This window comes from Nostoc sp. UHCC 0252 (assembly GCF_034931145.1).
Classification (GTDB): domain Bacteria; phylum Cyanobacteriota; class Cyanobacteriia; order Cyanobacteriales; family Nostocaceae; genus Nostoc.
Map to the genome: position 1 here is coordinate 61,381 of NZ_JAYGHE010000004.1, position 26,983 is coordinate 88,363.

Annotated in this window: 21 protein-coding genes; 15 read left to right on the forward strand and 6 right to left on the reverse strand. The window is 41.5% G+C overall.

Features of this window, described 5'->3' with window-relative positions; genetic code table 11:
- Nucleotides 1-190 precede the first annotated feature (190 nt).
- The 5 genes from VB732_RS03635 to VB732_RS03655 all read left to right on the forward strand — a co-directional run bounded on the left by VB732_RS03635 (nucleotide 191) and on the right by VB732_RS03655 (nucleotide 5,808).
- Nucleotides 191-1,024: a dienelactone hydrolase family protein gene (locus VB732_RS03635; protein ID WP_323229636.1), complete on the forward strand. Its 834-nt coding sequence runs from the start codon at nucleotides 191-193 to the stop codon at nucleotides 1,022-1,024.
- Nucleotides 1,025-1,746: 722 nt separating this feature from the next.
- A complete protein-coding gene (locus VB732_RS03640) occupies nucleotides 1,747-2,508 on the forward strand; it encodes an ATP-binding cassette domain-containing protein (protein WP_323229474.1) in 762 nt (253 codons plus the stop codon).
- A complete protein-coding gene (locus VB732_RS03645) occupies nucleotides 2,505-3,137 on the forward strand; it encodes an ABC transporter permease (protein ID WP_323229475.1) in 633 nt (210 codons plus the stop codon). The genes VB732_RS03640 and VB732_RS03645 overlap by 4 nt, the downstream gene beginning before the upstream one ends.
- Nucleotides 3,138-3,261: 124 nt before the next feature.
- A complete protein-coding gene (locus tag VB732_RS03650) occupies nucleotides 3,262-3,438 on the forward strand; it encodes a hypothetical protein (RefSeq protein WP_323229476.1) in 177 nt (58 codons plus the stop codon).
- Between the two features lie 681 nt (nucleotides 3,439-4,119).
- A complete protein-coding gene (locus tag VB732_RS03655; protein ID WP_323229477.1) occupies nucleotides 4,120-5,808 on the forward strand; it encodes a fasciclin domain-containing protein in 1,689 nt (562 codons plus the stop codon).
- A gap of 237 nt (nucleotides 5,809-6,045) precedes the next feature.
- Here VB732_RS03655 and VB732_RS03660 read toward each other — a convergent pair whose 3' ends face one another.
- Complete coding sequence (locus VB732_RS03660) at nucleotides 6,046-6,711, reverse strand: class I SAM-dependent methyltransferase (protein ID WP_323229479.1); 666 nt, start codon at nucleotides 6,709-6,711, stop codon at nucleotides 6,046-6,048.
- Between the two features lie 516 nt (nucleotides 6,712-7,227).
- On the opposite strand from VB732_RS03660, the gene VB732_RS03665 reads away from it, so the two are divergent.
- Nucleotides 7,228-7,863, forward strand: coding sequence for a restriction endonuclease subunit R (locus VB732_RS03665; RefSeq protein ID WP_323229481.1), 636 nt, complete (start codon nucleotides 7,228-7,230; stop codon nucleotides 7,861-7,863).
- Nucleotides 7,864-7,907: 44 nt separating this feature from the next.
- Nucleotides 7,908-8,531 (forward strand): Uma2 family endonuclease, encoded by a 624-nt coding sequence (locus VB732_RS03670; protein ID WP_323229482.1) that lies wholly within the window; start codon nucleotides 7,908-7,910, stop codon nucleotides 8,529-8,531.
- Between the two features lie 40 nt (nucleotides 8,532-8,571).
- On the opposite strand, the gene VB732_RS03675 is transcribed toward VB732_RS03670, so the two are convergent.
- Nucleotides 8,572-9,624 (reverse strand): glycerate kinase, encoded by a 1,053-nt coding sequence (locus VB732_RS03675; RefSeq protein WP_323229484.1) that lies wholly within the window; start codon nucleotides 9,622-9,624, stop codon nucleotides 8,572-8,574.
- Nucleotides 9,625-9,661: 37 nt separating this feature from the next.
- Nucleotides 9,662-9,994, reverse strand: coding sequence for a DUF565 domain-containing protein (locus tag VB732_RS03680; RefSeq protein ID WP_323229485.1), 333 nt, complete (start codon nucleotides 9,992-9,994; stop codon nucleotides 9,662-9,664).
- Between the two features lie 564 nt (nucleotides 9,995-10,558).
- On the opposite strand from VB732_RS03680, the gene VB732_RS03685 reads away from it, so the two are divergent.
- Together VB732_RS03685 and VB732_RS03690 are read left to right on the forward strand one after the other, a co-directional pair.
- Nucleotides 10,559-11,185 (forward strand): hypothetical protein, encoded by a 627-nt coding sequence (locus tag VB732_RS03685; RefSeq protein ID WP_323229486.1) that lies wholly within the window; start codon nucleotides 10,559-10,561, stop codon nucleotides 11,183-11,185.
- A gap of 205 nt (nucleotides 11,186-11,390) precedes the next feature.
- Nucleotides 11,391-13,367: a glycosyltransferase family 39 protein gene (locus VB732_RS03690; protein WP_323229488.1), complete on the forward strand. Its 1,977-nt coding sequence runs from the start codon at nucleotides 11,391-11,393 to the stop codon at nucleotides 13,365-13,367.
- Nucleotides 13,368-13,491: 124 nt separating this feature from the next.
- Here VB732_RS03690 and VB732_RS03695 read toward each other — a convergent pair whose 3' ends face one another.
- Nucleotides 13,492-16,809 carry an ATP-binding protein gene (locus VB732_RS03695; protein ID WP_416235726.1) on the reverse strand — a complete coding sequence of 1,106 codons (3,318 nt, stop codon included), beginning with the start codon at nucleotides 16,807-16,809 and terminating at the stop codon, nucleotides 13,492-13,494.
- 626 nt (nucleotides 16,810-17,435) lie between these two features.
- Between VB732_RS03695 and VB732_RS03700 the strand changes: the two genes are divergently transcribed.
- The 5 genes from VB732_RS03700 (at nucleotide 17,436) to VB732_RS03720 (ending at nucleotide 23,954) form a co-directional block, all read left to right on the forward strand.
- Nucleotides 17,436-18,017, forward strand: a complete 582-nt coding sequence (locus tag VB732_RS03700; protein WP_323229489.1) for a KaiA family protein — start codon at nucleotides 17,436-17,438, stop codon at nucleotides 18,015-18,017.
- 102 nt (nucleotides 18,018-18,119) lie between these two features.
- Nucleotides 18,120-18,434: a circadian clock protein KaiB gene (gene kaiB, locus VB732_RS03705; RefSeq protein ID WP_012409411.1), complete on the forward strand. Its 315-nt coding sequence runs from the start codon at nucleotides 18,120-18,122 to the stop codon at nucleotides 18,432-18,434.
- Nucleotides 18,435-18,788: 354 nt separating this feature from the next.
- A complete protein-coding gene (gene kaiC / locus VB732_RS03710; RefSeq protein WP_323229491.1) occupies nucleotides 18,789-20,351 on the forward strand; it encodes a circadian clock protein KaiC in 1,563 nt (520 codons plus the stop codon).
- A gap of 103 nt (nucleotides 20,352-20,454) precedes the next feature.
- Nucleotides 20,455-22,638: a TolC family protein gene (locus tag VB732_RS03715; RefSeq protein WP_323229492.1), complete on the forward strand. Its 2,184-nt coding sequence runs from the start codon at nucleotides 20,455-20,457 to the stop codon at nucleotides 22,636-22,638.
- Nucleotides 22,639-23,156: 518 nt separating this feature from the next.
- Entirely contained in the window at nucleotides 23,157-23,954 is a 798-nt protein-coding gene (locus tag VB732_RS03720; protein ID WP_323229493.1) for an armadillo-type fold-containing protein, read from the forward strand.
- Nucleotides 23,955-24,061: 107 nt separating this feature from the next.
- Here VB732_RS03720 and ftsE read toward each other — a convergent pair whose 3' ends face one another.
- Nucleotides 24,062-24,808 (reverse strand): cell division ATP-binding protein FtsE, encoded by a 747-nt coding sequence (ftsE, locus tag VB732_RS03725; RefSeq protein ID WP_323229494.1) that lies wholly within the window; start codon nucleotides 24,806-24,808, stop codon nucleotides 24,062-24,064.
- Between the two features lie 189 nt (nucleotides 24,809-24,997).
- Nucleotides 24,998-25,753 carry a WecB/TagA/CpsF family glycosyltransferase gene (locus tag VB732_RS03730; RefSeq protein WP_323229495.1) on the reverse strand — a complete coding sequence of 252 codons (756 nt, stop codon included), beginning with the start codon at nucleotides 25,751-25,753 and terminating at the stop codon, nucleotides 24,998-25,000.
- 377 nt (nucleotides 25,754-26,130) lie between these two features.
- On the opposite strand from VB732_RS03730, the gene VB732_RS03735 reads away from it, so the two are divergent.
- Nucleotides 26,131-26,850: a response regulator transcription factor gene (locus VB732_RS03735; RefSeq protein WP_323229496.1), complete on the forward strand. Its 720-nt coding sequence runs from the start codon at nucleotides 26,131-26,133 to the stop codon at nucleotides 26,848-26,850.
- The last annotated feature ends 133 nt before the right edge of the window (nucleotides 26,851-26,983 follow it).

Consider the following 26,983-nt stretch of genomic DNA (forward strand, 5'->3'; position numbering starts at 1 on the left):
TTTGAGGTACAAAAACTTAATTATATGTGCCAATAGGTGCGGCTCGTGGCAACACTTACAGACAAAGAAGGCTTAGACAGCAAACGAATCTAAATAATACGGTAAACTGATTCATAAATTGTAATATTTTTTGTCGTACTACTGTACTGATAAACAACTATAAAGCTTTGGGCAATTTAAGGTAAAGATGATGAAAGAAATAACACGCCGCAAATTTATCGCAACCACCACTTTGGCGACGGGTTTTGCCTTAGCTGCACAACCTATTTATGCTCAAGTCACTACTACTGATGCCAAGGGGTTGGTAGCTGGTGCGGTGAAAATTCCAGTCAAAGATGGCGAAATTCCTGCTTATAGAGCCGCACCTGCAACTGGTGAAAATTTCCCAATTGTCCTGGTAATTCAAGAAATCTTTGGTGTACACGAGCATATTCAAGATGTTGCTCGTCGTTTTGCTAAGTTGGGATATTTGGCGATCGCACCGGAATTATTTATCCGTGAAGGCGATGTTACTAAGTTAAGTAGTATAGACGAAATTCGCCCAATTGTCGCCAAAGTACCAGATGCCCAGGTGTTATCCGATCTTGATTCCACGGTAAAATGGGCTGTGAAATCAGCTAAAGGAAATGCCGATAAATTAGGAATTACTGGTTTCTGCTGGGGCGGCCGCATTACTTGGTTGTATGCAGCACATAATCCCAAGGTGAAGGCAGGTGTAGCTTGGTACGGGCGACTTGTGGGCGATGCTACTAAACTTCAGCCCCAGTATCCCGTTGATATTGCATCAAAACTGACAGTCCCGGTTCTCGGACTCTACGGCGGCAAAGATACAGGTATTCCTGTTGATACAGTAGAGCAAATGCGCGATCGCTTAAAGTCCAGTAGCAGCAAATCTGAAATCATCGTCTACCCTGATGCACCCCACGCTTTTTTTGCTGATTATCGCCCCTCTTACCGTGAGGCAGAAGCTAAAGAAGGTTGGAAACGTCTTTTGGCTTGGTTTAAGAAATATGGTGTGTCTTAAATCAGAGACGCGTTGAAGAAGAATTCAGAAGTCAGAATTCAGGAGCGGAGCCGGAGACTCCGAAAGCTCCGGTCAGAATCAATCAGTCGGAGATTCAATCCGGTTATTCATCCGCCACCCACACAGAAAACATTGCTAAATTCTGACTCCTGACTCTTGAATTCTATTCGATAAATCAGAGACGCGATAAATCGCCGTCTCTACAAAAGACTGATTATTGTAGAGACGGCGATTCATCGCTTCTCTTGCCTTAACCGAACAGTATTGCGATCGCCTGTTGTTTGTTTATAGTTTCGAAAAACGGATTGAGTCAATTGATCAGTTGCGAAACAGAATTTATGTTTATAATACTGCTCTAAAACTGAAATTGAAGAGAGGAAGAAACTTAAGTCAGCTTTCTGAAAAGATGCTAATGGCGGTTGCTATCAAATACGGTAAAGACAGCCGAGAATATGAAATTGCGGGTAGTGTTCGCAGTAGCGATCGCGCTCGCAAAATTAGATCGATCCATTTGACAAATGTTTTAGAATAAGCATTAAATGAAAAATCTAAAATGGCATAGCATGTTGTGTTATTGCCAAGGCTAACGCACCGTACATCCAGAAATCCTATCTGATTTGTGAAAATTCTCAGTGTCCAGATCCCCGACTTCTTTAAGAAGTCGGGGATCTAACTTTTCACGAATGATTTAGGATTGCTATAGCATCCACTAAAAGCAACTAATGCCGCAAAATAACCAAAAAACTGCTGTCGAATTCCGCGATGTCACCTTTAGCCGCAATCATCGTCCTTTGGTGTCAAATCTTAATTTTACCATCTGCGAAGGGGAAGCACTGGTATTACTTGGACGCAGTGGTAGCGGCAAAACTACAACAATGAAGCTAATTAATCGCCTATTTACACCTACACAAGGCGAAGTTTTATTTGATGGTATTCCCACAATTCAATGGGATGAAATTAAATTGCGGCGAAAAATTGGTTACGTTATTCAAGAAATTGGTTTATTTCCTCATTTCACTGTCGAACGTAATGTGGGTTTAGTTCCGGCTTTGGAAGGTTGGCAATCTAAACAAATAAAAACGCGGGTTTATGAGTTGTTAAAATTAGTGGGTTTGGAACCAGGACAATTTGCAGGGCGTTACCCGCACGAACTTTCGGGCGGACAAAGGCAAAGAGTGGGTGTAGCCAGGGCTTTAGCAGCAGATCCGCCAGTGCTGTTGATGGATGAACCTTTTGGCGCACTTGATCCGATTACGCGCTTAGAACTGCAACAAGAGTTTCGGCGTTTGCAGCAAGAATTAGGCAAAACAGTTGTGTTCGTCACCCACGATATTCAAGAAGCTTTGGTTTTGGCATCGAGAATTGGTTTAATGGATGGCGGAGAATTAGTAGTATTAGGGACAACAGATGAATTTATGCGATCGCAACACCCCGAAAGTCTAGCCTTTCTTCAATGTCTGCGTCCTTTCCAAGACAATTTATGAAAAATTTCTTTCTCGTTAAGTATGCCCCTGAAATTCTTCAGCATACTTTAGAACATTTATTTTTAGTAGGTATCGCTATCGGTATTGCCATATTTATAGGCATTCCTTTAGGCATCCTGATCACACGTAAAACCTCTTTCCGTCAACCAATTCTTGGCATAGCGAATATTTTTCAAACTATTCCTAGTTTGGCGCTTTTTGGCTTACTCATTCCTGTTCCTATAATTGGCGGAATTGGTGCAGTTCCAGCAATTGTGGCTTTGAGTATATATTCTTTGCTGCCGATAATTCGTAACACTTATACAGGTATTACTAGTGTAGATCCTGCGATTCGGGAAGCTGGCAGAGGTATGGGAATGACTGATAGACAATTGTTATTGCAAGTTGAAATTCCCTTGGCAATGGGAGTAATTTTGGCAGGTGTGCGAGTAGCAACGGTAATTGCTATTGGGATTGCAACGATCGCAGCCGCGATTGGTGCTGGTGGTTTAGGAGTCTTTATTTTTAGCGGGATCTCAGTAGTGAATAGTCAGTTAATTTTAGCTGGTGCAGTTCCGGCGGCGGTAATTGCATTACTGGCTGACTTTGCAATTGGCTGGTTGGAAAATAAATTAAAGATTAAAAGTTAACTCTTGAAGGGCACACAAATCAAATTACCCCCCTCAATCCTCCTTTGGAAAGAGGAAAAAAACAAATCTAGTTCCGTAGCCAATGCATCGGGGAGGGTTAGGGTAGGGGAAAACCGATCGCATTTTGGGACTAAACCCAGAACAGCTTGTAGGGCAAAATCTACCTGCGATCGCTGGTGTCCAGATCCCCGACTTCTTTAATGAAGTCGGGGATCTAACTTTTCAGGCTCAAAACGCACAAATACGTCGCACTTCTATGAAATTCAAAAACCCTAGTTTATCCTTGGGTAGATTTTCATAAAATTGTCTTTTACAAAAAAATTATTTATAGCCAAAATGTTTGTGCAATCATGCCCCAAAATTTTGATTGCGATCGCCAATTTGCAGTTTATTATTTGAAATTAACCCATCCAGGACAACTATCTAAAGAGTGAAACTTTTTCTGCAAGTTCCAGCCATTAGTTAGTTGTATAATGTTACCAAAGGATTAATAATACACCATATTACCAAGACAAATTTATTTCCGAAATCTTGCGAAATATCATGATACATTGAGATTGGTGGCATTAACCCTCTTTGGCAATTATAGAGAGATGGCTATTCAAAGCCCATTACCTTATTGCTTGCTTGGGATTTTAAAGATCATAAAATCGCCTACTCGCATTAGTTACCTTTATTGTTGCAACATAGCATAATGCCACAGAAACACCGCTTATCGTTATTATTGGGATGTGCGGTTTTTGAAAAATCAAATAGGAATCCTAGTACTATGTGTGGTGAACATTTGGATAAATGTGATGAGATGTCAGAGCAGCTACTCATAATGTCCAACATTTTAATTTTCCAGAATTAACGGTTGTATTTGGTGGTTCCCATATAGAGATAAACCAAGCAGTCATCTGGATATTTGTATTCACTTAACCTTGCATCCAGCATTTTCCGGTAATCAATTTAACTAAGTATTTCAAAAGGGGATATTTCCATGTCTAGTTTTTCTCGTTGGCCATCAGCAAGGGTTGCTTTAATAGTTTTGGGAATGACAGCTGCGACAATAACTCCGATCGTAATTTCTGCCCCAGCTTCATCTCAAAATACTGTCCCATCTGCGACACCAACCCCAACTTCCACAGTTAACTTATCTGATGTCTCCTCAGATTATTGGGCGCGTCCCTTCATTCAAGCTCTAGCTGACAATAATGTGATTGCTGGCTTTCCTGATGGCAGTTTCAGACCAAACCAAGCTGTAACTCGTGCTGAATTTGCTGCTCTCATTCAAAAAGCTTTCCCTAACCAAAACCGAGTTCGGCAATTAAGTGCAGGTGGATTTAGCGATGTTCCGGCTGGTTATTGGGCGGCTCCTGTAATTCAGTACGCCTACGAAACTGGATTCCTGGCAGGCTATCCTGGGAACGTGTTTAGACCAGGTGAACAAATACCTAGAGTACAAGCGATCGTTGCTTTAACCAGTGGCTTGGGTATAGCTGGTAGCACCGCTGGAACCAGTACTGACCTCAGCACCTACTACACGGATGCCTCAGCTATCCCGGACTATGCTGTTAATAATGTGGTAGCAGCAACACAATCTAATATTGTTGTTAATTATCCAGATGTCAGACAACTCAATCCGCAACAAGCCCTAACTCGTGCAGAAGCTGCGGCATTTTTGTATCAAGCTTTGGCTAGACAGGGACGGGTACAACCCATTGCTAGCAATCTTCCAGCGAATCAATATATTGTCGGTGGAACTACTGGCGGCACTCAAACCGGTAGCGATATTGTTTCTCTTGCTGCATCCAGTAATTCTTTAACAACTCTAACTTCTTTATTAAAGACAGCTGGTTTAACAGATATTCTTCAACAACCTGGCCCTTATACAGTTTTTGCTCCTACCGATCAAGCATTTGCGGCTTTGCCTGCTGCGACATTACAGCAGTTACAGCAGCCAGAAAACAGAGATGCATTGGTTAAGATTTTGACATACCATGTCGTTCCTGGTGCAGTAACTTCTAATCAACTCGTGGCTGGAGAACTGAATACTGCTGAACAAAGACCAGTAAATATTCAAATCGATCGCGCTAACAATCAAATCTCGGTGAATAATGCCAGAGTTATCCAGGCAGATGTCCAAGCTAGCAATGGTGTTATCCATGCAATTAACCAAGTCCTTATCCCGCCCGATGTTAACATCAGTCAGTTAAATCAACCACCAACAGGAACTACAGATGGCACAACGCCTCCTGTTAGACCAGGCAGAACTACTCTTGGTGGCCCTAGCTACATCGGGGGTGGTGGCAACATTGGTTTGAGCGGTAACGACACAGCTTTGGGCGACACCAACTTTTCAGCGTTCAGCAAAATTGGTCTGACACGTAATATCTCAGTCAGACCATCAGTGATCTTTGGGGATGATACATTGTTTATGGTTCCCTTGACTTTGGATTTTACTCCTCGTGCAACAGCTGAAGTAGCTCAACGAACCTTTGCTATAGCTCCTTATGTGGGTGCTGGCGTAGCCATAGAAGCTAATCTCGATACTGATATTGGATTACTGCTAACTGGTGGTGTAGACATTCCTCTCGGTACTCGATTTACCTTAAATGGCGCTGTAAATGCTGCTTTTATGGATGAAACTGATGTAGGGCTACAATTAGGACTTGGCTATAACTTTTAATTGAAGATAGAAGTAGGGGCAATTCACGAATTGCCCCTACTCGGCTGTTGTTTGCGTAATTTATAGCCATTTTCAATCAGGTAAGGCACAAGTATGCAAATAGACCTAACCCCCTAACCCCCTTCCCGAAACGGGAATGGGGAAAAATTCAAAGCCTGAGAGAGGTTTGGAGAGGGGTAAAAATTGTACCTCACGCTTGTCGAGAACCGCTATATAAATAACTAGAAAATAAGTATATTAAGATCGCTTGATAGCTAAAGTCAGTCCATCAGCGATTGGGACAAGGGAGAGTGTAACCCGTTCGTCATGATGTAACTTTTCGTTGAGTGCCCGAATTGATTGGGTGCTTGCATCTTGATTTTGCGGATCGGCAACTTGTCCTGACCATAAAACATTATCAATAGCAATCAATCCACCTGGACGAATTAATTGCAGCGATCGCTCATAATATCCATCATAATTTTCTTTATCAGCATCAATAAAAGCAAAATCGAATGTCCCGGCTTCTCCAGTTGCCAACAATGCATCTAGAGTTTCCAAACCTGGAGCCAGCCGCAGATCGATTTTATCGGCAACTCCAGCTTGCTGCCAATATCGCCTAGCGATCGCAGTAAATTCTTCACTCACATCAGCAGCGATAATCTTACCATCTTCAGGAAGGGCTAGAGCAACTGAGAGTGAACTATAGCCTGTGAACACACCAATTTCTAGGGTTTTCTTAGCTCCAATCATCTGTACCAGTAGCCTCATAAACTGCCCTTGTTCTGGTGAAATCTGCATTGTGCTTCTGGGATGGCTAGCAGTTTCTTGACGCAACTTCAAAAGAATCTCCGGTTCTCGCAGCGAAACGGATAAAAGGTAATTGTAGAGTTGGTTATCAAGACCTAAAGACTGTTTTGGCATGACAGATAGGATAATTAAAAGAATCTACAGCTATACTATCGCCTAAGAGTGGTTTCTTAGGAATCACCAATATACCAATCAAGTTTGATTTTCTGCTCAATAAACTGTTACGCAAATAAGATTGCACATCAACTAGCGCTCTTTTATTACTCTCGTTAAATAAAAATTTATAACCCCTGATTGTTAAGGCTTTGATAAATTTACGAGGTTGGGTTGAAGAACGAAACCCAACACGAAAAATCCTTGATTCTGTTGGGTTTCACTTTGTTCAACCCAACCTACAAATATTTTATTTTTCTAGAGTAATAAAAGAGCGCTAAGGAAGTTGGTCAGTCAGCTAGGGGTTAAGATAGGTTTTATATATAGGAATCTGACTTGATAAATGAAATTATTTGCGTAGGTAGGGAGTAGGGAGTAGTGAATTAACCTTTTCGAGATTACGGAGTTTTTTCAGAAATCAAATAGGAGTCCTATAGGTAACTTGGATTGGGTTGCACCTTAATCAAGCAAAAATATATGACAATTCTCAACGCTCGTAATTTATCCTTAGAAGAAGTTCACCGTCTGTTTGGCTTTCAAAAATATTACAGTGACTCATTTTCTAACTACTTATCTCTGGAACCTCTCACAGAAGCAGAACAGCAGGAACTCAAACAAATTCAGCATGACTTTGATAGATACCTAACAGCAGGTAAAGTTTCTGAAGGTCAAGTAAAGTTTCTTGCAGTTGCTCCTTTATTAAGATTAGCTGGTTTTTATCGCTATCCTATCGAGATTGTTTTGGAGGAAAATATTGCTGATATTGAAGTTGAAGATGAAGATATCAGAATTAAAGGAAGATTTGATATTTTAGCTATTAGTAAAGCTAAACATACAAAACTTCAAAGATATTTTTGGGTACTGTTAATCGAATCTAAAAATAGTCAGATTGATATTTCAACAGGTTTACCTCAGCTACTCACATACTCTTATAAAAATTTAGATAATCAAAAATCAGTTTGGGGATTAACGACTAATGGTAGAAGTTATCAGTTTGTCTATATAGAACAAGGAAATCCCCCTATTTATTATCTGTTACCAGAATTAAATTTAATGGAAAGAGAGCGTTCAAGTCAGTTGCTACAAATTTTAAAAGCAATTTGTCAGCTTTAAAAGCGTTGATGATGAAGGCAACATACAAGCCAAGGTAACAATTTATGACTCAAGCCATACCCAAACTAGTAAGCTTTGAAGATTTTGCAGCTTGGCGGCCCGAAGGCGGAAGATACGAATTACATAATGGTGCGATTATTGAAATGCCCCAACCAACTGGTGAACATGAAGATGTTGTTGGCTTTATTGCTAGAAAACTAACTGTAGAATTTGACCGATTAAATTTACCTTATACAATCCCTAAAACTGCACTGATAAAACCTTTTAATTCAGTATCTGCTTATTCCCCAGATGTGTTGATATTAAATCGTCTTAATTTAGTGAATGAGCCGCTATGGAAAAAAGAATCAACTGTATCATATCCAGCATCAATTCCCTTGGTAGTTGAGGTAGTTAGTACCAATTGGGATGATGACTACTACACAAAACAAGGTAAGTATGAGGGTATTGGAATTCCTGAATACTGGGTTGCAGATTATCTGGGTTTAGGCGCTAAAAAGTTCACTGGCAACCCCAAACAGCCGACTATGTCTATTTATCAATTAATCGATGGTGAATACCAAGTTACTCAATTTAGAGGTACTAATCGCATCGTCTCGCCTACTTTCCCAGAATTGAATTTAACCGCAGAACAGATTTTTCAAGCTGGAGGTTTCCCAAGTAGTTAAAATTATCGAGATAGCTTTTTACAACTTGTCTAATTACGAATTACGAATTAGTACGATCGCAATAAACTTCACCAAAGCTATGATCGGCATTAATCTCAATCACTAGATCGACCACTGTTGCATCTTTTACCAACGGCTTGATGAATAATTCCGGGTGAAGCGATCGCCAAAAATAATTGACAAATTGCTCTATCTCTGCATTACTCATCCCCGATTTACCCGAAGCAATCATCTGCTGTTCTGCCTGTTTGCGCCACTCCAAAGAACAACGGTAATCGGTGGGATATAGCACAATTAAGCTGTCTAATCGCTCCCATAGTGGTAGATAATCTTGGAGGCGAAGATTCATATCACGGGCAAATGCTTTATCTTCATTTGTGAGAATTGGCGGTGGTGCAGTATCAAATACATCTGCGTTAATTGGGCGCACACCCACAAACCAACCTTCAAATAGTACAATATCTACATTCGTGACTATTTCTGGATTAGTGCGATCGCCAGCGCCTCCAAAAGCTGATTTATCAAAGCGGGGAATCATCACTGGGCTTTGCGACTGGCGGATTTTATCTAGTAGATTTAAACCTAAATCTACATCGTGGGTTCCTGGTGGGCCGCGCCAAATTAAGCGGGGATCTTGTTGTGTTAAAAGCAAGCGATCGCTGTAAGTTTTATATAAGTCATCCAAAGATAAACTCACAGTCTGGTATCCCAACTGATTCAGAATTAAGCTGAGAACTTTAGACATTGTAGTTTTACCAGTGCCTTGTCCTCCCAATATTCCTTGAATTAGAGGGCGTTCCAAGTGTTGGCGCTGCGATGCTAGTTTGATCCCTAAAGGCAGCCACAAGTCCCACAAAACTTGTAACATTTCCTTGGGTTCGATTTGGAGGGTAGTTTTGCAGAATTGGCTAAAAGCTGGGAAAACAGATTTTAGTAAATGCGATCGCCTTTCTATGGCTTCATCAATATTTTCCGGCGTGATTCCGAAAGCTTTTGCCCTTAACTTATCTGTTAGCGCCGCAACTCTAGCTTGCTGCTGCCAAGTTTCTCCCAGCCCATCCTTTACTAAAATTTCACCCAACCACCAACTCATAGCTTACCCTCCCCTGCCCCCTGCCCCCTGCCTCTTCTCACGATCCCAACTTAAAGGCTTCGAGAAATAGGCTGTAAATGAAACCAACTTTAAGGAGATTTAGTGAGTCTACCAAGAGCGATCGCCTTCCCAAAAAGCTGCGACTATAAAATATCCTACTGGTAATTTCCGTCAACAGTACTAAAAAAGCAGCTACCACAATATCTAATACACCCTCTTGACCAGCTGTAGTAGAAACTGCGTTTCCCAGAAAAAAACCAAACAAAAAACTAATTATTAGCAACGATAGCCGCCGCCAAGGATTTAAAAACCATTGACTCAAGCGTGTAGCAATGGCATCCAACAAGTTATTGATACGAGTGTTTTGCATCACATAGACTTCTGAGGAAAAGTCAAGATATCTTCAAATATCTCTATATTCAAATAGGATATTTGGTTTTAGTCTCAGCTTATTTGTTAATATTATAGATATATACTGGATATACAGTATTAATTCAAATTTGCATAAGTTATCATCTTTCAGAAAGTACAGTTCCTTAAAAAGGTGCTTATTGTAACGCAAGATGAAATATACATCTTAGATTTATCTAAGGTTTGGCAAAGAACGCCTTGTTGAAGCCGTTGGCGGTTTCAGGAAACTCTTATTTTTTGATACAAATCAAAAGGCTTGGCTAGATATCTGATTTTCTGGTTTTTATCCAAGCCTACGGTCATCACAGAAAGCAAAGGGTGTATGTATCCCTTGTTGAGCAAAGATCAAAAGAACTATTTCTTCCGAATATTTTCTCTTCAAAAAGATATTTATAATACATTCGTATCCCTAATTTTAGAAAAGTCTATATTAGGATACCTTCTATGATTGACTTTTGTGATAATAGGCTACTATTTGGTCAAGCCTAGACAAAATATTTATTTCTAATAACTATCAATCAATATGAAATCTTCAGTATATCGTAACGTCGGTATTACAGCTTCTTGCTTGGGACTGCTTGTTGCGCTGGTGGGATGCTTTGGAGTAAGTGTATCTTTTGAATCCACAAACCCAGATACATCTTTACAAGTGTCAACAGAAACTCAAGACTGGGAGACAACTTCATCTACACCTATTTCATCGGAAAAAGGAGTTACTGCTAATCTATCTACTCAAAGCAATCAAGCAGAACATAATAGTATTAGAGAAAATACTTATCCTGTGTTAGCAGAGCGTGATAAATCAACTAGCAAAGCCAAGGATGAAGGGACTTTGCGGATGAGCAATCAAACCAATCAGCCTGTGCGGTTGGCTTTACTGGCGCGGCAGTCGGTAGCAAAAGGCTCTGGTAGTAAACAGACTCACTATGATCTACCGGCACATTGGGATTTTGCGCCCCAAGAAGGTAGCGAGAAGGGACTGACTTTATCCCTACCTCAGAATAATTTAAAGCTGGAGAAGGGAGATATTTTAGTTGCTTTTGCACAAGATGGTTCCCGTCGTTATTGGGGCCCCTATGTTGTCGGTGAAACTCAATTACCTAAATGGAATTCTCAAAACAAGGAATGGCAACTAGTACTGAGTCCATAGATTAGTAATGCTGAGTACGGAAGCTATTTTTGCAGGGTGGGCATTGTTTACCGTTGGCTCAAACTTTTATTTTGAGATTGTAGGCAGTGTCTACCCTACAGTTGATAAAGTACTGAAGTAGAGGAGAATTGTTGAGTTAAAAACTCCGAAGAACAAAAGATAGATAACCAACGACTATTGAGTAGTGATTGTTGACTATTGACTAATGAGCATGAAATTGAGTGTTAAGCACACTGTTGATCAGTGGTTCAACGAAATAGCAAAGAATCCAGCCCTGAGTGTAACTGTGTCGATCTTGTGGTTGATGGTAGTTGGCTGGATAGCTTTTGGGTGGAATTTGGGCAACATTGGCTTAATTGATGAGACAGAGCCGCTATTTGCCGAAGCTTCTCGCCAGATGTTCGTTACAGGTGATTGGATAACCCCATTTTTCAATGGTGACACTCGTTTCGATAAACCTGCTTTAATTTACTGGTGTCAAGCGATCGCATATCATCTGATTGGCGTAAATGAGTGGGCTGTACGCCTTCCTTCTGCGATCGCAGCATTTGGCTTAACTTGTTTAGGTTTTTACACCGTCCAGTGGTATTTTGCCAAACAAGACCAATTAGAGCAAGTTTCACGTCCTACTCGCCGCTATTTAACATCTTTTATCGCAGCAGCGCTCATCGCATTCAATGGCGAAACCATTATTTGGGCGAGAATCGGTGTCTCTGATATGCTGCTCACCGGATGTATGGCATCAGCTTTGTTATGTTTCTTTCTAGGATATGCAGGGAAGGAAGGAAGCAGGGAGCAGGGGGCAGGGGGCAGGGAGCAGGGAGCAGGGGGCAGGGAGCAGGGGGCAGGGAGCAGGGAGCAGGGAGCAGGGGGCAGGGGGCAGGGGGAAAAATCCCAATTCCCAATTCCCAATTCCCAATTCCCCAATAAATGGTACTTAGCTTGTTATGTGTTAATTGCGGGCGCGATTTTGACTAAAGGCCCAGTGGGAATTGTCTTACCAGGGTTAATTATTTTCGCGTTTTTGCTTTATGTGGGAAGGTTTAGAGAGGTATTGCGAGAAATGCGCCTCTTCATCGGTATACTGATAATTTTAGGTTTATCAGTGCCCTGGTATGCTTTAGTAATTTGGCGCAATGGCTGGAATTATATTAATGCTTTTTTTGGTTATCACAACCTGGAACGGTTTACAGAAGTAGTAAATGGTCATTCAGCACCTTGGTATTTTTACTTTGTAATTGTGCTGTTGGGTTTTGCGCCGTACTCAGTGTATTTACCACTTTCGATAGTAAGATTAAAGTTTTGGCAGCGATCGCACTGGCGATCGCTTGAACGTTTCCAACAATTTGGTTTATTCGCCTGGTTCTGGTTTGCTAGCATCTTTGGATTTTTCAGTGTTGCTGTCACCAAACTTCCTAGTTATGTATTGCCTTTAATGCCAGCAGCAGCCATCCTTGTTACCCTATTGTGGAGCGACTTTTTTCAGGATACAAAAGATAGACAAACAATTGCTGTTTCCTCCTCTCCCACTCCTCCTATTTCCCCCTCTTTTCTCAGAGTCAGTGGTTGGTTGAATGTAATGTTTTTATCAGTTCTGGCAACAGCACTGTTTAACATAACCCAGATATTAGGTACTGATCCAGCTATAAGTAACTTCCATGAACTCATTCAAAAATCCGGTTTACCAGTAATCGCCGGCATGATGTGGCTAATTTGTGCCGTTTTAGTTGCGGGTTTCTTACTGAGTCGCCAATGGAACCACATTATTGGGATTAATTTACTAGGGTTTGCGGCATTTTTAATTTTTGTCTTAACACCTGCTTCGTTTTTTATTGATCGAGAACGTCAACTACCTTTAAGAGAATTATCTGCGATCGTCTTAGAAGCAAAACAGCCAAATGAAGAATTGATCATGCTTGGCTTCAAAAAGCCTAGTGTCGTATTTTACAGCCAAATTCACGTAAATTATTTAAGATTTACCAAAGAGGCTATAGAGCATATTCAAAACCAGGCAGCCAAGGGGCTACAACCTCCTTCACTGCTGCTACTGGCTGAACAGAAAAAGTTTTTACAAATGGACTTACAGCCAGATGATTACAAACATTTATCTACCAAAGGTGCTTATAACTTGGTTCGAGTTCCTTTTAAGAAAAAGAAAAGCGAAAAAATGGACATATCGTAATTGGGAATTGGGAATTGGGAATTGGGGACAAGGCGAAAGACTTGTTGTAATTTCTAAACTTTTGTCCCCTTGTCCCCTTGTCCCCTTGTCCCTCTGCTTCCCCTGCTCCCATTCCCCATTACCATTAACATTTGCCATTGTAACCATTGATAGCTAAGGCTTCATTAATCTGGGTTAAGAGGTCTTCCATTGATATCGATCGCGGTAATATTTGGGTAGCGATCGCATCAACAACAGTTTCTATCGATTCCAAACCATTTTTCTTCTGCTTGTCAACTCCCTTATAAGCTACCGTAGGCTGTAAACTGGTTTCTGGATGATTTAATCGCTGATTTAGTACCAAAATTGGTGGTAATTTGTCAGGCGAATTTCCCAATGTTTTCAAAGCTCTTAGCACATCTTTGTGGATAGCGGATTCTCCTAAACAAACTAGCAGCAAATCAACGCTTTGGTGGCGAATTTGTTGTAACACTTCTGCCCAACAGGGACTCATCGCCGCTTTAAAGCCTGCTGTTTGTAGATACTGAATTAAAGCTTGGAACCACTCAGATCCCCGTTCAGCAGTTTCACTACTAATTGAGCAATTTTTTGCTGTCCGATAACCCTTAGTTGGCTTACGTCTTCCCTGTGGAAAATCACGCAACATTGTCAAATCCACAACCAAGATGTTGGGAGGGCAGCAAATACCAGAAGCAATTTGTAGTACTGATAGTAAGGCATCTGTTTTCTCGATGCGACTGCTGTTGTCTTTGGTAAATGGTGTTAAGTAAGGAAATACAGACAACCCTGGTATTTTAGAAGCTATTAAGGTAGTTGCAACATCGCAAGTAACCAAGGGTACAGCCGCCAAACGTGGATGCTGAATTAGTTGTTGGAGATAAATTTGGGCGGTGGTACTTTCGACATCTAGCAAAATGACATCAAACTGCCATACCCGCGCCAAAAGCTCTGCTTGATCTAAATCATCTACTTCAATCACCCGATGTTCTCGAAGTGAGGGGTGGGGATTCACCGATTCTAACTGGGGATTCACTAACCGAAGAATTCGCAGTGGGGCTTTAGGTGGGATAATGGCGCTATTGTCTCCTACCTGTAAAACTGCTTGTGCAGTACATAATTTCTCTAAAACTGGTGCTAATACCTGATGCTCCACTGGCAAATTTAAGAAACCATCGGCTCGGTTAGCAAATGCTTTCTCCTTTTCGGCCCCCGTCGCGGTAACAATCACAGATATGTGACGGGTTGCGGTGTCAGATTTTAGTAAAGTTAGCACATCCCAGCCTGACAGCAGAGGCAGCAAGGGATTCAAAAATATCGCTATTGGTTGCAAGCGCCGAGCTTTTTCGACTGCTTCTGTCCCCGATCGCGCAATTACTACCCGATATCCTAAAGCTTTGAGTTTTTCAGTCAAATCTTCAATATATCGAGCTACTGCCTCGACTACTAAGACCAACCGTTGGGAACTAGCGGGATGATGTTGTGTGGTTGTAATGACATGCTGACGGGCGGCTGCGGGGTTTTCCCGTGTCTGTTGGTGTCGTGTTTTCTCCTCTACTCTGACGATCATATCTGGCTCAGAAAAGCCTGTTTTCGGGGGACTGGGCGGCAGAAGTAGTGTAAATTGGCTACCTTTCCCTTCACGAGATAAGAAGCTGACATCTCCTCCGTGGAGGCGAGCCAAGGCCCGGGTTAATACTAGCCCTAAGCCAGTGCCTTCAAATTGCCGGGTGAGGGGATTTTCTAGCTGCTGAAATTTTTGAAAAATTAGGTGTTGCTGGTGTTCTGGAATGCCAATACCTGTATCCCAAATTGTAAAGGCAATCCATCCTTCCCAACGACTCACCCGCAGCCCAATTTCGCCGGATATTTCGGTGAATTTAAAGGCGTTGGAAAGTAGATGTACTAGCATTTGGCGTAAGCGCAACTCATCTGCCACCATCTCATCTAAACCTAGTTCAATGGAAAGGCAGAATTGGGGAGCAGTTGAACGGATATTTTCTTGAGTTTGGGGCGTTGTTTTGGTAGTTTGGGTGTGGATGGCTTTGGCTTCCGATAAGGCGCGATCGCACACAGCCTGAATTTTTACCGGAGTCAGCGTCAAATCCATTTGTCCCGTTTCCATCCGAGTCAAATCTAAAATGTCATTCACCACACTCATCAGGTGGCGGCCACTTTGATGAATCAGTCCCGCATAACGAGCTTGACGTTCGTTAAGTTCTCCCAACTGCTGATCCACAAGCAAGCGCGATAAGCCTAAAACGGCAGTTAGGGGAGTTTTGAGTTCATGACTAATACAAGATAAAAACTCATCCTTCAAACGATTTAGTTGAATTAAATCGGCATTTTTTGCAGCTAATTCTTTGCAAAGCTGCTGCTGTTCAGTCACATCAGTAGCTAAAACTAACCACAAATCATTGCTGAGTACAACCTCCTCTTCAGCACTCAAACCTTTAAACTCAGGACTATCTAAGGGAATTTTGGTAAATTGCCAGATTCGCTCCTGACCATTTTGGATTTCCACAACGCAGGTACAAGTTCCCACTTGACTATCCAAATAGCAGCGACTGTATACAGCGTCTGGTGATGCTTCTTGTTGAGTCAGTTCCTCACCACCATGTTCATCCCTACTATGGGCATGAACCTTGATTGCTCGTTGGGTGGCATATTCTGATTTTTCGGAGGACTTAGGAATAAGTATTGCCTCCACCTGTTGCCTAACTCCTTCTGGATCTTTCAAGGCTCCTAATTGCTGCCACCAGGCGGGGTTTCGGGCTAATACTTCGCCAGTATCGGTTTCCAACATCAAAGGCCAAGGCAGTCTTTCCAGCAACAGGATCAGTGGCTGGTGTTCCAATGATTTCGCTTTATTTGGCGGCTGTACATCGGCATGATAATCATCTGATTGTAAGCCAGCCATGCGTTCCTTAGCCAGCGATCGCAATAGGCGTGAACTATCCAGCAGCGCCAGATATCGCCCATCAGAGTCAATCAGCGCCCAATCTAAGTTTTGCTGTTTTTCGGCTTGTGGATCGCCCAAATGCAAGCCCAATTGCTCGACACGCTGCGAAGCTGATATTGTCTGGATTGGCTCAATTAGACCTTGACTCCAAGTAAAGATAGATTGCTGTAAATTTAGATTTTTATCGTCACTATGTCCTAATAATTTTTGGATTAAACGGGCAGAATACAGCAATCCTATAGGGCATTGCTGCTGATTCACTACTACCAAGCGATCGCACTGCTCTTGCTCAAAAATCTCCAGCACCACTGCCAAAGAAGATGTTTGGAGGCAGCTAGGTACGGTTGCCTGAAAGTCATAAAGCGGGTAATCTAGCATTAACATAGGGCTTTGGGGGTCATTCTTCCAGTGGAAACCTCCGGCATTTCCATCTGCCAATTGATGGTTTTTTCGCCTGAAGCCATATCCTCTAAGAAGACTCATATAAGCAACTCTGGTTATTTCAACGCCATTAAATAAAACAACGGGACTTACCCTCACGGACACTTGCTTGTGGACGAGTGCATTTTTCCATTCATAGCAACTAGCCTCCTCAGGGTCTTACTGGTATTTAAACTCCTCATCGATAGCGACGGCTACAACAATTATGGCCCCAAAGATTCGCTTTAGAACCTTGAGGAATTATAATGATTTAGAATGCGACAATCCTTTAAGTTCGTTTAAGTATCTTATCAAGGAGCAAAATTAAAAAATCTATCTGTCTATTTACATAAATATGCAAACAATCAATTAGGTACTGTGTCTTGTTATGCCGACATATTACCCGATTATCAAAAACCTACCGCTCAGTTTCTGCACTAAGTTGTTGAGTAGCTAGCACAAGCAGGTATAAATAACTATCTAGTCGATCAAAGGTAAAAAGTTTAGTAAATGAGCTTCTGTAGTTCCTGCCTTTTACCTTCTTGGATTATCTACTAACACAAAGCGTTATTTTAGGGTAGAACAACCAGTCTACGAATGCACATCAAGTATTAGCCTAGAAACGTTAGCCAAACTTATCAGCCCACATTTCTTGGTCAGAGCGATCGAGGAGATAGATTAAAGAGTAAATGTTATTACCGATATTGATTCTGCAACCTGATGTTAACAAATGTTTAGATAATCTAGTTGACTTAGCCAAGCAAAAAGGTTGGATTGGGTGGGCGTGGAAATTGATTGACGCAATTATTGCCCAATTTTGCTACTTCCCTGAGACTGTAAATACCTCTGTAGAAATCAACTATTTACCAAATTGGCCACAACAAAATCTAAGTAAGCCATACACTAGCAAGTACGTCTATGTATTTGCCAGCCAGATGCAAAAAAGTCAACAGCATTTTCAAGAGATGAATCCAGCCGAAAGGCAAGGATTATTAAAACAGCTTAAATCTGATTACAGCCTAATCCTTATAAATTATTTTACCACAGACAAAACCCTAAAAGATAGTATTGATAAATTTATTAATACTATCTTTTATGCTAATATTCCTGTGCCCCAAATTATTGAAATCCACATGGAGGTAATTGAAGAATTTTCTATCCAGTTAAAATTAGAAGGAAGAAGCGATGAAGCCTTACTTGATTACCGCCTGACGTTGATAGATATCCTGGCTCACTTGTGTGAAATCTATAGGAATTCTATTTCTAAATAAATTAAAATTATTGATGTTAACTTTGAAAAGCTAACGCTGTTAGTTACTCTCAATGTGCGAACATATCCTGCCTTTTTGTAATCATAACTAGCCTGTAAAAATATGATTAAAGCCAAAAAAACCTACGTTCTCAAACTTTACGTAGCAGGTAACACCCCTAATTCAGTCCGAGCATTAAAAACACTCAAAAATATTTTAGAACAGGAGTTTGAAGGCGTTTATGCTTTAAAAGTAATCGATGTCCTGAAAAGCCCGCAACTGGCGGAAGAAGATAAGATATTGGCAACGCCAACATTATCTAAAATTTTGCCTCCACCCGTTCGCAAAATTATCGGCGATCTTTCAGATCGAGAAAGAGTATTGATTGGATTAGATTTGCTCTATGAAGAACTAAGTGAAGGAGATTTTGAAGAGTAAAATAATTAATGATGCAAGAGAGGATTGGTATAAACTTCAACTGTCTAGAGAAACCAGTATATTGCTCTAATCAAGATAGTTTTAGCACTCTTTATAGCGGTTCCCAACCTAGTGAGGTACGTTTTCAAAGCTACTAACCTTGGTAAACAAGATTTGGGTGTACCTCAGTAGACTAGGAAACGCTATATTTATCTGCATTACCGAAAAATATTTATTTTTGCTCTCTTATTAGTCAAATTGTGACTTAACACACTCTACTTACTTAATAATTGGCTTATAAATAGCCTCAAGAAAATCAAGTGCAAGCTTTATAAGTTAAAAAACCCGTTTTTAATACCCTTTTATTATCAAGCAATGAGTCAAAACGAGCCAGTAGAACTAAACAAAACACCGAAAAATGGAGGTGTAGAAAAAATTCGCACGATGATTGAGGGGTTTGATGATATTAGTCATGGTGGTTTACCAATTGGTAGAACTACCTTGATCAGTGGCACTTCTGGTACTGGTAAAACTTTATTATCTCTTCAGTTTCTCTATAACGGTATCACCTACTTTGATGAACCAGGAGTCTTTGTTACCTTTGAAGAATCGCCCAGTGATATTATTAAAAATGCCCATGTTTTCGGGTGGAACTTGCCACGCCTAATTGAAGAAGGCAAGTTGTTTATTCTTGATGCGTCTCCCGATCCAGAAGGTCAAGATATCGTGGGGAATTTTGACCTTTCTGCACTAATTGAACGTTTGCAATATGCCATTCGCAAATACAAAGCTAAACGAGTTTCAATTGACTCAATGACAGCCGTATTTCAGCAATACGAAGCGATGGGAGTAGTGCGGCGCGAGATTTTTCGCTTGGTAGCACGTCTCAAAATCCTGAATGTCACCACTGTAATTACTACTGAACGCAGTGAAGAATATGGCCCCGTTGCTTCTTTTGGTGTGGAAGAATTTGTTTCTGATAATGTAGTAATCGTTCGCAACGTTTTAGAAGGAGAACGCCGCCGTCGCACAGCTGAAATTCTTAAGTTGCGCGGTACAACTCACATGAAAGGCGAATATCCTTTCACAATTACTAATGAAGGAGTTAACATCTTCCCATTAGGGGCAATGCGTTTAACTCAACGGTCTTCTAATGTCAGGGTATCTTCTGGTGTCAAAATCTTAGATGAAATGTGCGGTGGTGGTTTCTTTAAAGATTCTATTATTTTGGCAACAGGAGCCACAGGTACTGGTAAAACCTTGTTAGTTAGTAAGTTTATTCAAGATGGTTGTCTGAATGGAGAACAGGCAATATTATTTGCTTACGAAGAATCACGCGCCCAACTATCTCGTAATGCTTCATCTTGGGGAATTGATTTTGAAGAATTAGAAGATCAAGGCTTACTCAAAATAATTTGTACTTATCCTGAATCAACTGGTTTAGAAGACCACTTACAAATTATTAAATCAGAGATTGCTATCTTTAAACCAGCCCGCATCGCCATTGATTCCCTATCAGCATTAGCTAGAGGAGTGAGCAATAATGCATTTAGGCAGTTTGTAATTGGGGTGACGGGTTATGCTAAACAAGAAGAAATTACTGGTTTCTTTACCAACACAACTGACCAATTTTTAGGAGCGCATTCCATTACTGACTCTCATATCTCTACGATTACCGATACAATTTTGATGCTACAGTACGTAGAAATTCGTGGAGAAATGTCGCGGGCAATTAACGTATTTAAAATGCGCGGATCTTGGCATGATAAGGGCATTCGTGAGTATAATATCACTGCTGACGGGCCCGAAATCAAAGATTCTTTCCGAAACTACGAACGGATTATTAGCGGTGCTCCTACTCGCGTTAGTATCGATGAAAAGGCGGAACTTTCTCGCATTGTTAGACGTTTTGAAGACAAACAGAGTTCCGAACCCTAAATTTAGTATCGTAGTATATTCTTTCCTAAATTTAGTATCGTGCTATATTCTGTGGTGAAGAAAGGTTTTCTGCCGCTAGAGTGATTTTCGTGTGAGGGATGCGGTGAAAGGACAGCAATTATTCTATAGCTTCTTGCCTGGTGTAACGGCAGCAGTTTTAACTACTCAGCCTGCTTGGGCTGGGACTGTAAAACTAACTAAGGTACAACTGGCTTCTTCTCCTAGTGTTTTGACTTCTACTTATGGTCAAAACTCGGTTGTGGACACGATGAATACACAACTGCCGAATTATGCCAATGTTAGTGTTCCAACTTTAGTAACTGGTTTTGGTTTCACTAAACTTAGTATGAAGCCTTTAAGTAATAACAGTATTCCAGTATTTACGGCTGAGGATACTTTTGTGCCAATAAAACAAGTACTTAAGAAGGATAAAAGTAGATTTTTCAGTTCGACACCTACCTCTAATTCTTCCCAACAGCTAGATGTCAGCCGTTCTACTCAAAATTCCCAAAAACAAAGTAACTCAAGCACTTCTGGGCAGAAATCAGAGAGTGTAGTAATTCCCAATTACACTTCAAAACCCTCTTTTGTCCAAAAGAAATTGCCCCTGTCTTCTGCACAGCAGCCAGTGGTTCAAAAGATAAATACTGTTACTGAGTTGCAAACATTTTTACAAGCAGCGACTGGTACAGAATCAGCAAAACTGTTGTCAGCACCAACGTGTTCACAGGAGTCAGGGAAAAGCAAGACTAATTCTTCATCTGCGCTACTGACTTCAAGCACCTGTTTACAACAAAATGCTGTTAGCGATCGCGTGGCTCAGAGTAATACCCCGATTCCCACAGATTCGACACCAGTTCCCATAGTACCAGGAAGCGTAACTCCTACACCAGAAGATTCAGTGCAACCTTCCACTGTGCCGAGAACCGTAACTCCTGCGCCATCAGGGGCGGTGCAAATTCCAGAGAACCTGATTCCTAGTTCAAATCCCCTGCAATTTCCCACCAAAACTGAGGAAGTGACACTTCAGGAAAATCAGCCGATTACTTTGGCACAGGCTCTAGAATTAGCGCGGCGTAATAATCGGGATTTACAGGTATCTCTTTTGGAGCTAGAACGCAATCGGGCGGGTCTGCGCGAGGCACAAGCTGCTTTATTGCCCACTTTGGGAATTAGCACCGATTTAACTCGTAGTCAGTCTGCTAGTAGTCAGCTGACAGACGAACTAAACGGGCGAAATGGCGCACTGTCTAACCAAGACGAACCCACTACATCTTTTTCTGGCCAAGCACAACTTTCGTATAACATCTACACTTCTGGGAGAGTGCAAGCTAGTATCAGAGCGGCACAAGAACAGGTACGTTTCAATGAGTTGGCTGTAGAAACTCAGTCTGAGACAATCCGTTTGAATGTTGCCACTGACTACTACAATCTGCAACAAGCGGATGAACAAGTACGTATTGCTCAGTCAGCTGTGCTGAACTCTGAAGCTAGTTTGCGTGATGCAGAAGCTTTAGAACGCGCCGGGGTTGGTACACGGTTCGATGTGCTACGCTCTCAGGTGAATTTAGCCAATGCCCAACAAAATTTGACTAATGCTAGATCGCAGCAGACAATTTCTCGTCGTCAATTAGCAACTCGCATAAGTTTGCCGCAGACGATAAATATCAGTGCAGCCGACCCTGTACAGTTAGCTGGTCTTTGGAACCCAACCCTAGAAGAAAGTATTGTGCTGGCTTACCAAAATCGTCCAGAATTGCAACAGCAGTTGGCACAACGCAATATCAGCGAACAACAGCGTAGACAGGCACTTGCAGAGTTAGGGCCTCAAATTAGTTTAGTAGGCAGTTACGACCTGTTAGACCAGTTTGATGATAATGTCAGTGTTACTGATGGTTATTCATTTGGAATTAGGGCAACCCTGAATTTATATGATGGGGGAGCAGCAAGAGCAAGGGCACAACAGCAGAGAGTTAATATTGCGATCGCAGAAACTCAATTTGCTGAACAGCGCAACCAAATTCGCTTTCAGGTAGAACAAGCCTATTCTACCCAGCAATCTAGTTTGGTGAATGTTCAAACCTCTAATACCGCTTTAGAACAAGCTAGAGAAGCTCTACGTCTAGCGCGTTTGCGGTTCCAAGCTGGTGTAGGCACTCAAACTGATGTCATCAACTCTGAAAACGACCTCACACAAGCTGAAGGTAATCGAATCACAGCAATTTTGGATTACAACCGTGCTTTAGCTCAGTTACAACGGTCTGTTACCCTCAGAGCGCTACGCTAATTGGCCAAAACTTAACCAACCGTCAATACTTTTGATTGCTGTTGTGTTTTGTAATGCATTTTGCAACCTGCCATCAGGAGATCGCAAAGCTCAGTAGCGTTTCTGAGCAAAAGCTTCCAGAAGCCTCATATTTTCAGTGTATTTGCTGAAAATATGAGGTTTTTTAGTACGAAAAGCAGTTTATAAGTCCTTACGGCGATGTTTGTGAATAACATCTACAGCGTTACCTTCTGTGCTTTTGATCAATAGAAAAGGTAAAAACCTCGCCCCTAGTGTCGGGCTTAGTTTAATTGCGAATTGCGTTCGCGGAGCGTGCCGGAGGCTCTATTGCGAATTGCGAATTGGTTTCATACCCTTGCTCTGAGCCAGTGAAAATGGTATCTTTATTTGCGCCATGCTGTACTAGTCTACTATCCGTCGATAAAAATCGGATATTTTGTGGTTTGGGTCTTCACCCTTTCTTCATCTCTAGTAAAACTTAGACAATATGTAATTTCGTAATCAAGTAGGTAAATACTTTGGCACAGGCTTCGTCTGATTGGCAGCAATTGATCAACCAAATCCCCAACTGGAACTGGTCGCATCCATTGTTCAAGACAAAGGGAGCTACAAAGCAGCAAAGATTTAAGCGTTTCTCTGGGCCTGGGGGCTTTCTTGGGTTCCTGACAATTTTTGTTGCAATGTTCTTGTGGAACTGGATGCTCCTATTGGCTCTCTTAATAGGCATTGGGGTAATGGTATTGGTTTACTCAATGCAGAAGTGGGACTGGCAATTGCACTGGTCTAAAATACGTAAGTTCTTAAACAGTTCAAATCATCGGTTAGCTTTAGCAGTCATAAGTGGTGGTCTTGCTACTGTCTGCACTTACATGGCCGCGGCAATTTGGGTTGACTCTCACAGTTCTTGGATCGCTGCTGGTGCTATTGTCCAAGGTGTAGGAACCCTGTTAACTTTAGTTTTATTGGTCTGGCAATTTGTCAACTTCTATGAAAATAGAGAAGAAGATCACCTTGATCAGTTGTTGGTAAATTTAACAGACAAAGATCCATTAAAACGGTTGATTGCCCTACGTCAACTAACTAAATTCGTCAGCCGTCAGCGAGTTGATCCTTCAGTGCAGCAAGATGTGGTCGAATGCTTGCAACTCCTACTCAGTCGAGAGGAGGAAGTTGCAATCCGAGACGCAGCTTTTAAAAGCTTACAAGCTTGCGATCGCCTCCGCTCGCTCGCAGACCATAACCTACAAGTTCTCCCCCCCAAAACAGCAGTACCTTTCGTACCCGTATCAGCAAAGATCAAACACCACGTTTATTAGTCATTTGTCATTAGTCATTTGTCATTAGTTGAATGATGAGATGAATCCTAATTAATTCCCAATTCCCCATTCCCCATCCCCCATCCCCAATTCCCCATTCCCAATACTTATTTCCGAGACAACAGTCCATCACGAACTTGCACTACCGGATGATTGCAGCGCCGCACCAATTGTTCATCATGGGTGGTAACAATTACCGTAGCGCCAAAGGAATTTAGCTTTTGGAGGATTTGGATCACTTGCCAGGAATTATCTGGATCGAGATTTCCAGTCGGCTCATCTGCCAACAGTAGAGGCGGTGTACCAACAATGGCACGAGCAATACTCACCCGTTGTTGCTCTCCTCCAGACAGTTGATCTGGGAAGCAGTCAGCTTTACTCAGCAAACCCACTAGCTTTAAAGTTGGTTCTAAACGTCGTTGAATTTCTTTACGGGTATACCCTTGAGCTTGCAGCACAAAAGTCACATTTTCTGCTACTGTTCGTTGGCTAATCAGTTTGTAGTCTTGAAACACAATACCAATCCGTCGCCGGAATAATGACAAGCGATCGCCCCGTAAACCCGCTATATTACACTCATCAACAATTACTTCGCCCTCTGTAGGCAACTCCTGGCCATACAACAGTTTCAAGAGTGTTGATTTACCAGAACCACTTGGCCCGGTGATAAAGAGAAATTCTCCCTTTTTGACCTCAAGGTTCGCATTCAGCAAGGCGTGAGTGCCGTTAGTGTAGGTCTTGCTTACAGATTGCAATGTCACCTTTGCAATTGTATTACTACTATGCTGTTGAGTTTTACAGTCCTCTCTATGAACGGATTTGTCTGTCTTAACTTGAGTTGTTAATACTGGCATTTTTAAATTTTCCTTATACCCACAACTAAACAGCTTGTCGTGCTTAGATGTGACATTCCTCTCAAAAATAAGGATTCCCAGGTTTCGCCTGGGAATTTAAAATTCAACAAAGAAAATTTAAAATTTTTGTAGCCTTTAAGATCAACCAAGTAATAACACTTAGAACTCCCACAGACGTAATCGCGTCTCTTAACTAATTGCCCCTTTTGCTGTCAACCGATAAACAAACGATTTTATTGCAAAAGCTGGCAAAGCCAACATTCGCCGCCAACGCCAAGGTTCTTGGTAAAGCCGATACAACCATTCCAAATTATTATTTCCTAACCAGGCGGGAGCGCGAGTTTTAGTTCCCGACCAAATATCAAGGCTACCACCAACCCCGATCCAAATTGCTTCAGGACATAAATGGCGGTTTTCGGCAATCCATAACTCTTGACGTGGCACGCCCAAACCGACAAAAATCACTTGCGGCTGCAATTGAGTGAGAGTTTGTTTCAATTGTGCTTCTTCTTCTGGGGAATGGTAGCCGGAATGAGTGCCTACTATACTCAAATCTGAAATTTGCTGCCGCCAAAAATCTGCCGCAGTTGAGGCTACTCCAGGCGCTGCTCCATAAAAAAATACCTTTGCTCCTGTCTTCTGTTGTCCAAGTTCTTGCAAAAGTTTTTCTGCTAATTCAATCCCTGGAAAACGCTGCACTTTTTGCCATAACAGCCATCGCAAATATAGAACAACCCCGGCTCCATCTGGAATTACTAGTTCAGCATTTTTAATGATCTGAGCGAGGAGTTGATTCTGCTCTGCCTGCATAGTCATTTCTGCATTGAGCGTTACAACATGAATTCCTCTGCCTTGCTGGAGACATTCTAACAACCACGCTGGATAGTTAGACATCACGTGGACTGGTATTCCCAATACTGAAAATGCTTGATTGCCTTTAGACATAGCCTATTGTTGAGTAACTCTCACACCAGATTTCCTTGCTTGAATGTTAAGTTTATCAAATTTTTTTATATTAGAACTTAAGTAATTAAAGATCCCCATTACCCTGCAAAAATAGAAAACTTGACATCCTCCCCACCTCAAACCTTGGCTCTATAAAGCTACGGTTGTGAAATTGGGATTCCTCAGAACCCTTGTGCTTGGGTTAAATCAGTGCAAATTTTATTATCAAGGTGTAATATCCACCCAGTATAAAATACTAAACTCGCAACTCTGGTTCCGGGAACAGAAGTCTCCACTATACTGCTTGCAGTGAGTGTGAAAGTATGTCACGAAATTCGACTTTATGGTTAAGGTAGTGTAACGGGCTGAAGTTGGCTATGAGTAAAATTCGTATTGTTTTGATTGAAGATCATGACCTCACTCGTGTAGGTATTCGGACAGCACTAATCCAAAAGGATGAACTTGAAGTTGTAGGTGAAGCTGCCAATGCTGTTGATGGGCTAAAAATGTTAAAAATGCTACAACCAGATATTGCTATTGTAGATATTGGTTTACCAGATAAAGATGGCATTGAGCTAACACGGGAGGTAAAATCTACTGCTAATGGGCAGCAGCTAATCACAAAGGTGTTAATTTTGACGTTGCAGGATAATAAAGAAGCTGTGTTGGCAGCTTTTGCTGCTGGTGCAGACTCTTACTGTATGAAAGATATAAAATTTGAGAATTTGCTGGAAGCAGTGAGAGTAACTTACAATGGCAACGCCTGGATCGATCCAGCGATCGCTCGAATTGTGTTACAACAAGCTCAACAAAATCCTCAAAAGTTGGAATCAGCTTTTGTAGATACGAAGACTATCGCCTCTAACCCCGATTCTGTCGAAAATCAGGAAGAAATTCAACCTTACACCCTGACAGAAAGGGAATTAGAAGTGCTACAGTTGATTGTCGAAGGTTGTAGTAATGCACTAATTGCCGAAAGACTTTATATCACTGTTGGGACTGTTAAAACTCACGTTCGCAATATTTTAAATAAGCTATGTGCCGATGACCGTACCCAAGCAGCAGTCCGCGCCTTACGTTCTGGGTTAGTTGGATAAAGGTAATTTTTATATGCAGCAATTGAGAACGACCAAGGGAAACTCACAACTTTGAGAATGATATTTTCAAAGTGAATAGCTTCTCTAGTTTTGTGTGATTTATCAGCTGAGATAAAATCACACTATATCGCCA

Excerpts from the sequence above, each read along its gene's own strand:
- VB732_RS03635 (WP_323229636.1), top strand. The coding sequence starts at position 191 with ATGAAAGAAATAACACGCCGCAAATTTATCGCAACCACCACTTTGGCG.
- VB732_RS03640 (WP_323229474.1), top strand. The coding sequence starts at position 1,747 with ATGCCGCAAAATAACCAAAAAACTGCTGTCGAATTCCGCGATGTCACC.
- VB732_RS03645 (WP_323229475.1), top strand. The coding sequence starts at position 2,505 with ATGAAAAATTTCTTTCTCGTTAAGTATGCCCCTGAAATTCTTCAGCAT.
- VB732_RS03655 (WP_323229477.1), top strand. The coding sequence starts at position 4,120 with ATGTCTAGTTTTTCTCGTTGGCCATCAGCAAGGGTTGCTTTAATAGTT.
- VB732_RS03660 (WP_323229479.1), bottom strand. The coding sequence starts at position 6,711 with ATGCCAAAACAGTCTTTAGGTCTTGATAACCAACTCTACAATTACCTT.
- VB732_RS03665 (WP_323229481.1), top strand. The coding sequence starts at position 7,228 with ATGACAATTCTCAACGCTCGTAATTTATCCTTAGAAGAAGTTCACCGT.
- VB732_RS03670 (WP_323229482.1), top strand. The coding sequence starts at position 7,908 with ATGACTCAAGCCATACCCAAACTAGTAAGCTTTGAAGATTTTGCAGCT.
- VB732_RS03675 (WP_323229484.1), bottom strand. The coding sequence starts at position 9,624 with ATGAGTTGGTGGTTGGGTGAAATTTTAGTAAAGGATGGGCTGGGAGAA.
- VB732_RS03680 (WP_323229485.1), bottom strand. The coding sequence starts at position 9,994 with ATGCAAAACACTCGTATCAATAACTTGTTGGATGCCATTGCTACACGC.
- VB732_RS03685 (WP_323229486.1), top strand. The coding sequence starts at position 10,559 with ATGAAATCTTCAGTATATCGTAACGTCGGTATTACAGCTTCTTGCTTG.
- VB732_RS03690 (WP_323229488.1), top strand. The coding sequence starts at position 11,391 with ATGAGCATGAAATTGAGTGTTAAGCACACTGTTGATCAGTGGTTCAAC.
- VB732_RS03695 (WP_416235726.1), bottom strand. The coding sequence starts at position 16,809 with ATGAGTCTTCTTAGAGGATATGGCTTCAGGCGAAAAAACCATCAATTG.
- VB732_RS03700 (WP_323229489.1), top strand. The coding sequence starts at position 17,436 with ATGTTATTACCGATATTGATTCTGCAACCTGATGTTAACAAATGTTTA.
- kaiB (WP_012409411.1), top strand. The coding sequence starts at position 18,120 with ATGATTAAAGCCAAAAAAACCTACGTTCTCAAACTTTACGTAGCAGGT.
- kaiC (WP_323229491.1), top strand. The coding sequence starts at position 18,789 with ATGAGTCAAAACGAGCCAGTAGAACTAAACAAAACACCGAAAAATGGA.
- ftsE (WP_323229494.1), bottom strand. The coding sequence starts at position 24,808 with ATGCCAGTATTAACAACTCAAGTTAAGACAGACAAATCCGTTCATAGA.
- VB732_RS03730 (WP_323229495.1), bottom strand. The coding sequence starts at position 25,753 with ATGTCTAAAGGCAATCAAGCATTTTCAGTATTGGGAATACCAGTCCAC.
- VB732_RS03735 (WP_323229496.1), top strand. The coding sequence starts at position 26,131 with ATGAGTAAAATTCGTATTGTTTTGATTGAAGATCATGACCTCACTCGT.